Genomic DNA, 11,423 nt, shown 5'->3' on the forward strand with positions numbered 1-11,423 from the left:
AGATAAGCTCACATCATCTAAAGCCACTATGTCTTGATGAGCGGTATGATATATCTTGGCTAGATTCTTGATCTCAATCAAAAAGACGTCCTCCCAACAAACAAAAGGCCTCTTTGTCTAATGCAAAGAGGCAAGATGACTAATTCTCATGCTTATCTGCCAGACATTTCATCTGCAGGAGTTAGCACCATTGCCATTAATTGGCTGGTTGCCGGGCGTCATAGGGCCTGTCCCTCGGCCGCTCTGGATAAGAATAACTATGTGCTTATTTTAAACTCAATTAATCTTAGCATAGCGGTCTTTATCGCGTCAATGAACCTGTGCATACTGTGTGCAGGAATGCTGGTTTTTCACGGTCTGAACATAACCGCTCCGGCTCGCGATAAGAGCTGGGCCTAAACAACCGGTGCTTCAATCCCGGCTATCTATATAATGAATATCAAAAAGCCGGCCCTGAAGAAAAAGCGGGCCGTCTTGCTGCATTTATCATTAGAATCAAAAAAAGGAGGCTCTCCTCCTTTCTATTTCCATGGTGCGGATGAAGGGACTCGAACCCCCACGGTGTTACCCGCCAGATCCTAAGTCTGGTGCGTCTGCCAATTCCGCCACATCCGCAGATTAATTTGTACCTGAGTATTATACCTTGATTGTGCATTTATTTCAACTGAAGCCCTTTAAGGCGGTCATATAATGGCGACCGGCTCCAAAACGCTCGGACCTCTTCCAATTCGGCCGCGGATATTAAAGTGCTAACATATAATGCTGATTGGCATTTTGTCAAGATATTTTTTGCCGGGGCATTTGCATTAAGCCAGGATATGTCTATAATTAAAAGTGATATAGTTTCCAGGAATAATAAAAGGAAAGGAGAGAAAAGTGAATATTTGGATTACGCTGTCTCCCATTGTGGTGGTTTTGATCGCAGCCATCTACTTCTTTTATGCGGTTCGCAAGCGTGATAAGAAGAACGAGATCAAGAAGCAGATCATGGCCAGCGGAGACAGAGGCGAGCACAAGGTTCGCGCGGTTATGGGCAGCCTGGAAAGCCCAAAATCTAGGTATCAGGTTTTTCACAACATCAGACTGGGTCCTGATTCGGAACACACGAATGAATATGACACAGTAGTTGTCGGCCCTAATGGAATATTTCATATCGAGACCAAAAACTATGGTGGCGAACGGGGCGGAATTATCGACATCGACAGCAAAGACAACTGGATTCTTCACAAGAAGAGTGGCTATTCAAAAATGATAACTAATCCGATAGGCCAGGTTGATTCACACGAATACAGACTGCGCGGATTTTTAATGAAGGTAGTAGGAGTTAAGAATCTACCCACTCAGGGTATCATCGTCCTATCCTGCGACAATATCACTTTACGGCAGAATCAGAAAAAGAAGCTAGAAGTCCCGATTCTAGGCCGGCATCAACTGGTGGACTATATCAAGAATTACCGGCAGGGGAGTGTGGTAATATACCCCCGCACTATAAAAAAGATATGTCGCAAGATAGAGAGCATGAATCAGATGGCTAAAGCCAATTAGGTATTGCAGGCTATTACATAATGACCTGCAGCACAGCCGCTTGGTAGGGCGGTAGTTTCTTAAACAAATCTGGGTTCACCGCTAGCAGCAGCCTGACCCATGAGGTCAAAAGCGGTGGATTGGAAAAAAGTTGTGGATTAGCAACAGAATAATCCGAGGGGAGAGAGTACTCTCCCCTTTTTTTGCGCTCAGAATGAATGACCGCGGTTCTGGATAATCTAAATTTATAATCAAGCTGATTTTATTGGAAAACCTGTATAATGAGGTGACCTTATGAGAACCTGCCGTTATTATAAACCTGCAATCCTGCTGTTGTTATTGCTATTCATGACTGCTATGGCCGGTTGTTCTAAAAAGGGGGCGGAACAGAAGCCGCAGGGGGAAAACACTCAAACTGAAACTAAAGAGCCTGAAAGCTTCGCCCAGATTGTGAACGAGACCGATGCTCTGATCATGACCATTGGCCAAAAAGTAAATTTTGTCGAGATGCCGGCCCAGCAACAACAGCAGGGCGGGCAGACTGCCGCCGGTTCGCAGCCGATGCAACAGCAAGGCCAGCAGGATCAGCAGCAGGCAGGGCAACAGGGACAAGAGCAGGGCACCCAGCAGAGCGGTCAGCAAAATCAGGAACAGCAGCAACAAAACGGCCAGCAACAGCAGCAGCAACAACAGGGTCAACAGGGACAGCAGCAAGACCAACAGCAGCAAGGACAGCAAAACAACCGCCAACAATCAACTGTTCAGGCCAACCAACAGAGTACGAATAATTGGACAAAAGAACAAGAAAGCATCAAAAAAATCAATCAACAGTGGAACAGCCTGGAGCCGGAAGCTATAAGAGCGGGATTGAATCCGGAAATCAGAGATAAGTTTGAAAAAACCATGGAAGAACTCACCATGAATATCAGCGACCGGAAGGCGAAAGAAAGTCTGCTGGGCGCAATAGAGTTATACCACTCCTATTCAGATATGGCTGCGGTGCTTAAATCCAAATTACCTCCGCCGTATTATCGCGTGAAATATGAAGTTATGATGACCGCAGCCCTTGCCAATGGATTGCAATGGGATGCGGCCCAGCCGCATGCCAGCAGCCTGACCCAGCAATGGGAGATGCTGAAGATGAAGGATGAAGGCAAGAATAGCGAAACTTTCACCAAAACTGAGTATGCTCTGACAGATGTAAAGCGTGCGGTTGAACTGAAACAAAAACAGCTGGTGTTGATAAAAACCGAGATCGCCATGCAAAACCTGGAGGATTTGAGGAAAAAGCTCACTGATAATAAAGGAGGGGGCCAGAATGGCGGTCAGAGCTCAGCACAACAAAGCCAGTAGCCCGAGCAGGGTCCGGGACAATAAATAAGCCCGGGCTCTGCTGCGAACTTCGTCCATGAATTTGATGATCCATTGACCAGGCCGGGCTTCTGTTGGGGAATTACTAGGGTGGAAGGTTCTTGAATTGCCCGCAAGTCAAGAACCTTCCCCACTTGCCTCCGTCAGGCCATCTGAGTTAGCCGCAGATGGCCTGACGTTTTTAGGTCATAAACCAGCGGTTCAAAAAAGAGAAAACCATTTGTTGAACTTGGATAGCTTCCAGCCATGCTGTGAGGAATTCCAGCATCAGCAGCGCCCCCGGCACTCGCGGAAGTCACATATATTTTTTAAGGCCTTCCGTTTATCTCCTCCCCGGAACGATTTGTGAATTAATTAACAATAACCCCGATATGGCGGGGATTTATGATGGTGCAAATTATTTTTTTCACAATTTACTGGAAAGTGGCATAGAAATTGCTTGTTTAATCATTAAACAAAATAAATTTTCAGCAACACATGCAGTACCAAAGGAGGCAATGTAATGGACTTCATACTTAACGAAGAGCAGGAAATGATGAAACGCATGGCTCATGAGTTCGCTGCCAATGAAATTGCACCTTATGCCAGCGACTGGGATCACAACCACGTCTATCCTCAGGCGTGCCTTGATAAAATGCACGAACTCGGTTTCCTGGCCATTGGCGTACCCGCCGAGTACGGCGGACCTGGACTGGATCACCTGACTCAGAATATAGTTGCAGAGCAAATTGGCTGGGGTGATGCCGGAATTGCGACCATTCTGGTGGGAAGCACCTTATTGGCTACCGATCCCATTCATGTTGCCGCTAATGAAGAACAGAAAAAGGAATGGTTTGGCCGCATGGTCAACGGCGAACTGGCCGCCTTCTGCCTGACCGAACCGGGCGCCGGCTCGGATGCCGGCGGTATTTCCACCCGCTGCAAAAAGGTCGGCGATGAATATATCTTGAACGGCACCAAGCAGTTTATAACCAACGGCGGTACTGCGGGAATGTACCTGGTTATAGCCACTATGGACAAGAAGCTGGGTTCCAAGGGAATGTGCGCTTTTATGGTTGACCGCGATACCCCCGGGATCTCGGTGGGCAAAGTTGAAGATAAGCTGGGAATCAGGACTTCGAATACCACCGAGGTCATATTTGAGGATGTTAAAGTTCCGGCCAAAAACCTGCTAGGCAAAGAAGGACAGGGCTTTTACATCGTAATGAAAACCCTGGATCTCTCCCGGGCCAGCATCGGGGCATGTGCAACCGGTTTAGCCCAGCGCTGCCTGGATGAGGCCCTGGCTTATGCGCAGATGCGCACCCAATTCGGCAAACCGATCTCCAGCTTCCAGGCTATTCAGTTCAAGCTGGCTGATATGGCCATGCGTGTTCAGGCTTCGCGTTTACTCTATTATGAAGCCTCTTCACTGCAGGATATGAATGTGCCCCGTTTCAGCAAAGCTGCTTCCCTATCCAAGGGATTTGGCGGCGACACCGCTATGTACTGCGCCTTAGAAGCAGTGCAGATTTTCGGGGGATACGGTTATACCCGGGATTATCCGGTGGAGAAATTGATGCGCGACGCCAAGATATTCCAGATATATGAGGGCACCGCTGAAGTCCAGCGGATAGTCATAGCCAATGACCTTTTGAAAGGTTAATCTCGTATACAGGGTACGCCAGGTTGGAATCAGACTCTCCGGCAAGCCCTTTTATATGATAGATGGCTTTTACTGCCGACCTTTTGCGGACACAAGTACAAGCAGAGTGCGGCCACCAAAGGAGGAGACCGTGGCGGAGTGGCTGTCAGTCTCGCTATTATTACCCTCATCAATATCCTCATGGATTTGAAATAAAGCGAAACCCAACCAAAATGAAGGCCAGCCCAATTGATTTGATCAATGAGGCTGGCCTTCTTCCGGTGGGGATGAAAGAAAACTTCAGCCTGCATAATATTATTGATACCCAAATTTGTCTCCAGGATCTATAATGTTTTAATAGCCCTGGACTTTTAAATTTGACAGGGGGTTGCGATGTCAAAAGTTGCGATTATTCATTGCGATGATTATGAATATGATAAAGTGAGATCCGCAGTAAACCGAGGCCTGGAACTTCTGGGCGGGGTGCGGCAATTTGCCCGCCCCGGGGAAAGAATACTCATTAAGCCCAATCTGCTGGCTGCAGATCCCCCGGAAAGATGCGTGACAACTCATCCCGCCGTCTTTGAGGCAGTGGCGGGGGCGCTTTTGCAGCATGGAGTACAGCTGTCGTACGGTGACTCTCCGGGTTTTGGAGGTCTGAACAAAGCTGCTCAGAAATCAGGCCTGGCTATGATTGCCGCAAAAATGGGCATTGAAACCGGTAATTTCGAGGTGGGCGAGCGCCTCATTTTTAATGAAGGCATCCAGAATAAAAGTTTCGTGATTGCTCAAGCTGCCGCTCGTGCCCAGGGAATAATCAGCCTCCCCAAACTCAAGTCTCACGCTTTGACCACTTTGACCGGCGCCATCAAAAACCAGTTCGGCTGCATCCCCGGACTCCTCAAAGGGGAGTATCATGCCAAGCTGACCGAAATGAAGCAATTCGCGACTATGCTGGTGGATCTGACCGGCTGCTTAAAACCGCGGCTTTACGTTATGGACGCGATTATGGCTATGGAAGGCAATGGCCCCCGCAATGGCAAACCCAGAAAAATAGGGGCATTATTATTCGGCTCTGATCCGGTAGCGATTGACGCTACCGCAGCCAGAATGGTCGGGTTGCTTCCGGACAGCCTGGAGATGATACGAATCGGCCAGCAATACGGCCTGGGCAGGATGGATAAAGAGGCCCTCACCCTTTTGGGAGATGCCCTGGCCCCGCTGGTAATCACGGATTTTCAGCTGGCTCATGCCCGGACCATGGCCAGATTGACCAATAACCGTGTTCGCAACGCCATAGTAGAGCGGCCTGAGATACAAGAAGAAAAATGCATTCGCTGCGGGATCTGCATACAGGTTTGTCCGGCTGCTCCCAAAGCTATACAATGGACAGATGAGGATGAGGACGGAACGCCCGGCGGCGGCAAGCCGCCGTATTACGATTATGACCGCTGTATCCGCTGCTACTGTTGTCAGGAGCTATGCCCCGAAGGCGCAGTTATTTTGCGTACCCCTTTTTTAGGCCAGGCATTTAATCGCTTAAAACCGCCGGTGATATAATATGTTGCTCATAGCTGATTTCATAGGAGGTTGTCGTGTTAATAAGAGAAGCCAAACTGTCCGACGCAGCCAAAATTGCCCGAGTAAATGTGGATACCTGGAAAAGCACCTACCAGGGAATACTGCCTCCGCCACAGCTGGCCCTGATCACATTTCCTGACCGCAAGCATTACGCCCGGGAAATCATTAAGTCTGCGGATAAAGACATCGTGGTGGCGGAAATAGAGAGCGGCAAAATAGTGGGTTTTGCCGCCTTTGGCCCCGAGCGCGCAGGCGGTTTGCCCTTTAAAGGCGAATTATACGTGATTTATGTTTTAAAATCTTTCCAACGCAAAGGCATAGGCAGCCGGCTGTTGGCGGCGGTGAGAAAAAAGCTTTTGGAAAAGGGCATACACTCTTTTATGGTTTGGGCTTTGCACGACAATCCCTACCAACGGTTTTATCAGACTCTGGGAGGCGCCATAGTGTATACCAGAACCCTGGATATCGAGGGTTTTAAAACTCTGGAACGGGCCTATGGCTGGTGGGATATTACTACTATGTTCCAGGAAAATCAGTACCGCAATCACATGCTATAAAAAAACAACATGGTATAACAATTTTCCGCAATAGTAAAATTTTCACAACCACTATATTCCCAATGACCTTGTTAGGTTATTCAGTTATAATAATGCTAATCATCTTTTAAGCTCTGCAAAGGATACCTGATAACATCATTTCGCACCAGAAGTAATACTATCGGGCTTAAAGTTGAAAGGCAATCATTGTAGAGAATATAAGGTGGAGGTGATCTTGTTTTGTCAGAATGGCGCTATGACTTTGAAGAGATTGCCGAAGTACTGGAGGGGCTTATTGAAAGCTGGTACATGTTCTATGTGATCGTCGATAAAGAGGGTTATATTAAAAACATGAACCAGACCCTGCTGCAAGCTATGGAGCTCCGCAAAGAAGACGTAGTGGGAAAATACATTCTGGAAGTTATCCCTGATTGCCAGTTGCCCCGGGTATTAAAAACCGGGCGATCGGTAAGCGCCGACATATGTTGCATAAACGGCAAAGAGACCATCGTCACCGCTTTGCCCATTGTACATAAGGGAGAGGTGATCGGGGCATTATCCCGCAGCCTGTTCCTCGATATGTCCGGCGCCCAGGCTATAATGAAGCGCCTCCAGCAAACCGAGCAAGAATTCTCGGTGATCCTGGACACACTTTTTGAAAACCCCCACCTGGGTTTTGTCATGGTGGATAGGGACGGCATCATAACCCACATCAATACCCCTTTTCTTCAATGTCTGGGCGACCTGCCCAAAGAATCGGTCATAAACCGCTACATCCTCGATGTCATACCCAATTCCGAATTGCCCGAAGTCCTTCGAACCGGGCGCATTGACAAAGCCAAGCTCTGGTATATAAACGGGCAGGAGACCCTGGTGACCCGTATGCCCATCAAAATGGAAGGTGAAGTAGTTGGCGCCATCGGCCACTATTTCATGCTGGACATGTCCGGCGCCCAGGTGTTGATGGATATGCTTGAGGAGAGTGAGCAGCGATTCGTAACCGTTATAAACGGTTTGATCGAAAGCCCCTATTTGGCCTATGTGATTGTGGACAAAAACGCCGCCATCACCTTTATTAACCAGACCTATCTTGATATTCTGGAAAAGAAACGCTCCGAGGTCATCGGAAAGAATATTTTGGAAATCACCCCCCATTCCAAACTGCCCGAGGTCTTGAAAACCGGAAAAGTCTATCAGGCGGATTACTGGCTGGTAAATGGCCGTGAGTTCGTCGTCAACCGGCAGCCCATTGTTGAGAACGGAGAAATCATCGGTGCCATTGGGCACAGTGTAGTTCTGGATATGTCGGGTGTGAAAATACTGACCCGCAAGCTGGAGCAGATCGAAAAAGAATTAAACATTTATAAAGATGAAGTATGGTCGATTTACCGCACCCGCTGGAAATTTTCCGACCTGGTCGGCGACAGTGCCGAGTTTTCCATGACCAAGGATATGGCCCGGCAGTTTGCGGCCACTTCATCGACTCTGTTGATAACCGGTGAAAGCGGCACCGGGAAGGAACTGTTCGCCCAGTCCATCCACAACGCCAGCAGCCGCTCTTCCGGCCCGTTTATTCGCATCAACTGCGCCGCTTTGCCTGAAAACCTGTTGGAATCCGAGCTTTTCGGCTATGAAGAAGGAGCCTTCACCGGGGCCAAAAAAGGCGGCAAGCCCGGCAAATTCGAACTGGCCAAGGGCGGCACCCTGTTCCTGGACGAAATCGGCGATATGCCCATCACCATGCAGACCAAATTGCTTTCGGTTCTGCAGGAGAGGGTGGTGGAAAGGGTGGGCGGCACTACTCCCATCGTAATCAATGCCCGGGTCATAGCGGCCACCAATCGTGATCTGGAAGAATTGGTGGCCAGGCGCGAGTTCCGCGAGGACCTCTATTATCGTTTGAATGTGGTGCGGCTTAGAATACCGCCCCTGCGCAAGCGTCTCGACGACCTTCCGCTGCTGGTAAAATACCTGCTCACCCGCATAAACCGTAATTTGGAGACCAATGTTCCCAATGTATCCCCGCAGGCTTTGCAACTCCTGCAGGGTTATTCCTGGCCGGGAAATGTCCGTGAGCTGGAGAACCTGTTGGAGAGAGCGGTCAATCTGGCCGAGATGGAGGCCTGCGACTGCTTGCTGCCGGCGCATTTTCCTTCTCTATCCCCGCCTGCTGTAATTCCCTTTGTCCTTCCGCAGCAACTGGAACAGGGGCTCACCGAAACCGTGGAGATGATAGAAAAGGAGATCATCTCCCGCACCCTGATCAAAACCGGGGGCAATCGTTCCAAAACCGCCAAAATTCTGGGCATTCACAGTTCTGCCTTGTATCGCAAACTTGAAAAATATGGTCTTAACCGGTAACGGTCCCATCGCCAGACACTTCTATTTATAAAGCGGGCGCGCTGAAGAGATCATTCAGGATAAATCAGCGCGTCTCTACTCTCCTGTTTTGGAAGACCCGTTTCCTTTCCTTCAAGGCCTGCAATACCGAGTATCGCAATCATCCAATACTGCCTTTTATAGCTCACCTAACCCAGAATAGGATAAAAACACGGCTCAAAAGCTGTAGGGAGCCCCGGCCCCGCAGCCCATAAAACCCGCTATTTCGGGATTTGCGCCCGGACGGACTTGATTGGCACGCTTATTGCTCTATAAAAGCCAAAAGGATTAGGAGGAGGATAATGCATGTCAGCAATCAATGAAGTTGTGATGGTCAGCGCATGCCGCACCCCCATTGGAGACTTTCTGGGATCGCTCAAATCAGTCAGAGCCAATGAATTATCGGCTGTCACTGCTAGCGAAGCCATCAACCGGGCCGGCATCGAAGCCAGGATGATTGATGAGATAGTCATGGGAATGTGCCTGCATCATGGCAATGGTTCCCTGCCGCCCCGGCAGGTGGCCATGGCAGTGGGTATGGATCCCCGTTCGGGATCGACCATGCTCAGTCAAAATTGCGCCTCCGGCATGAGGGCCGTGGAGGTGGCGGCAAACAGCCTGGCCCTGGGCAAGACCGAAATCGCCCTGGTGGTAGGCACCGAGAGTATGAGCAACATTCCTTATATCCTGCAACAGGGACGCAGCGGCTTCCGCATGGGAGACAGCAAGGCTCAGGATGCCATGCTGTCGGACGGGCTGATATGCGCTTTGGCGGGCGGCCATATGGGCCTGACCGCAGAGAATGTGGCCGAGAAATACGGCATTACCAGGGCTGAATGTGACGAACTGGCAGTCTTAAGCCATAACCGGGCTGCCCAGGCCATCTCCGAAGGGCGTTTTAAAAGGGAAATCGTTCCCGTCAATATCAAGACCAAAAAAGGCACTACCAGCTTCGAGAACGACGAACACCCCATTAGCGGAGCGAATATGGAGGCCATGGCCAAGCTGCCCGCAGCCTTCAAAAAGGAAGGCGTAGTAACCGCCGCCAACGCTTCAGGCATTAATGACGGCTCGGCGGCAGCCGTATTCATGACCAAACAAAAAGCTCAAGAACTGGGCATCAAACCATTGATGAAGCTGATCAACGTTTGTACCGAAGGGGTGGAAGCCAAAGTCATGGGGCTGGGTCCTGCGGTGGCCATACCCAAATGCTTAAAACAGGCTGAAATGGCCTACGACGAGGTGGAATACTGGGAGATCAATGAAGCTTTCGCAGCGCAGTTTATCGGGGTGGATCGTATGATCGGCAAGGAGTTCGGACTGAAGATCGACCTCGACAAGACTAACCACAACGGCTCTGGAATCGCCCTGGGTCATCCGGTGGGATGCACCGCCCTGAGGATCATCGTCAGTCTCTATTATGAGATGGAAAGGTTAAACCTCACCGTCGGGGGGGCTTCCCTGTGCGTGGGCGGAGGCTCTGCCATGGCTTCGCTGTGGACCCGGGATATATAAATGATCAGGCCTTGATTACCAGCTTATCAAATTTGTCCCTAACCCATATACCTCTCCTTTTTTAGATCAGCGGGTGGTGGCCGCGTCAGCTGCCATCATCCGGCCCAAATTTTTCCTTATTTGAAGGCTGTTCCAGGCCGGGAACAGCCGCCTGAAACGGAGGGAATTCAAATATGTCGGCAAATTTCGCTTATCAAAATACCCGCGACTTCGAATTCATTCTTCAGGAATGGCTGCCAACCGAGGAGATATTCAATTATCGGAAATTCGCAGGCTACTATTCCAAAAATGAGGTGAAGGCCTTTTTAGCCCCTATCCTCAGGATGTCTAAAGAGGTCGTCGAGCCTACCAATACCGATGGAGAAAAAAATCCGGTGCGTTTTGAAAATGGGCAGGTGAAAACACCGCCCAGTTTCGGGCCTCTGTTTGCCAAACTGCAGCAAGAAGGCTGGGGCACCAGCAACATCGACGCATCCGAAGATGCTTTGGTGATGCCGCATATCCTGTATGCCATGGTATGGGAGATGTTTAACGCCGCCAACCCCACCTTTGCGCCCTACATCATACTCACCAGCGGGGCGGCCGGCCTGATTCAGAGTTTTGGCACCCAGAGAGTCAAGGAGATGTTTCTGCCCCGCATGATGAATGGGGAATGGTCGGGAACCATGTGCCTGACTGAGCCCAGTGCCGGTTCGGATGTGGGCGATATATTATCCCGCGCCTATCCTACCGAACATCCGGAGATTTTCAAAATAAAAGGACAGAAGATATTTATTACCGGTGGGGACAATGATTTCACCGAGAATATCGTTCATCTCTATCTGGCCCGGGTGGAGGGCGCCCGGCCCGGAACAGCGGGGATATCCCTGTTCGTCGTCCCTAAATACTGGGTT

General features: G+C 49.8%; 8 protein-coding genes, 1 tRNA gene and 1 riboswitch. Of the genes, 8 read left to right on the forward strand and 1 reads right to left on the reverse strand.

What is annotated here, in order from left to right:
- Positions 1–149 precede the first annotated feature (149 nt).
- Positions 150–254, reverse strand: a riboswitch (SAM riboswitch).
- Positions 255–530: 276 nt separating this feature from the next.
- Positions 531–615 (reverse strand) — tRNA-Leu (locus B3W37_RS12735).
- Between the two features lie 261 nt (positions 616–876).
- On the opposite strand from B3W37_RS12735, the gene B3W37_RS12740 reads away from it, so the two are divergent.
- From B3W37_RS12740 to B3W37_RS12775, 8 genes are all read left to right on the forward strand, one after another.
- Positions 877–1,545: a nuclease-related domain-containing protein gene (locus tag B3W37_RS12740; protein WP_481037799.1), complete on the forward strand. Its 669-nt coding sequence runs from the start codon at positions 877–879 to the stop codon at positions 1,543–1,545.
- Between the two features lie 273 nt (positions 1,546–1,818).
- Positions 1,819–2,877, forward strand: a complete 1,059-nt coding sequence (locus B3W37_RS12745) for a hypothetical protein (RefSeq protein WP_483170800.1) — start codon at positions 1,819–1,821, stop codon at positions 2,875–2,877.
- A gap of 520 nt (positions 2,878–3,397) precedes the next feature.
- A complete protein-coding gene (locus B3W37_RS12750; protein WP_483176047.1) occupies positions 3,398–4,540 on the forward strand; it encodes an acyl-CoA dehydrogenase family protein in 1,143 nt (380 codons plus the stop codon).
- A gap of 372 nt (positions 4,541–4,912) precedes the next feature.
- Positions 4,913–6,079: a DUF362 domain-containing protein gene (locus tag B3W37_RS12755; RefSeq protein WP_483176048.1), complete on the forward strand. Its 1,167-nt coding sequence runs from the start codon at positions 4,913–4,915 to the stop codon at positions 6,077–6,079.
- 35 nt (positions 6,080–6,114) lie between these two features.
- Positions 6,115–6,657: a GNAT family N-acetyltransferase gene (locus tag B3W37_RS12760; protein WP_483176049.1), complete on the forward strand. Its 543-nt coding sequence runs from the start codon at positions 6,115–6,117 to the stop codon at positions 6,655–6,657.
- Between the two features lie 219 nt (positions 6,658–6,876).
- Positions 6,877–8,997: a sigma 54-interacting transcriptional regulator gene (locus B3W37_RS12765; RefSeq protein ID WP_483170805.1), complete on the forward strand. Its 2,121-nt coding sequence runs from the start codon at positions 6,877–6,879 to the stop codon at positions 8,995–8,997.
- Positions 8,998–9,321: 324 nt separating this feature from the next.
- Entirely contained in the window at positions 9,322–10,530 is a 1,209-nt protein-coding gene (locus tag B3W37_RS12770; RefSeq protein WP_483176050.1) for a thiolase family protein, read from the forward strand.
- A 173-nt stretch (positions 10,531–10,703) separates the two neighbouring features.
- The coding region (locus B3W37_RS12775; protein ID WP_483176051.1) for an acyl-CoA dehydrogenase family protein at positions 10,704–11,423 on the forward strand (720 nt) is incomplete at its 3' end.

The sequence above is a fragment of the Syntrophomonas sp. UBA5494 genome (genome assembly GCF_002426325.1).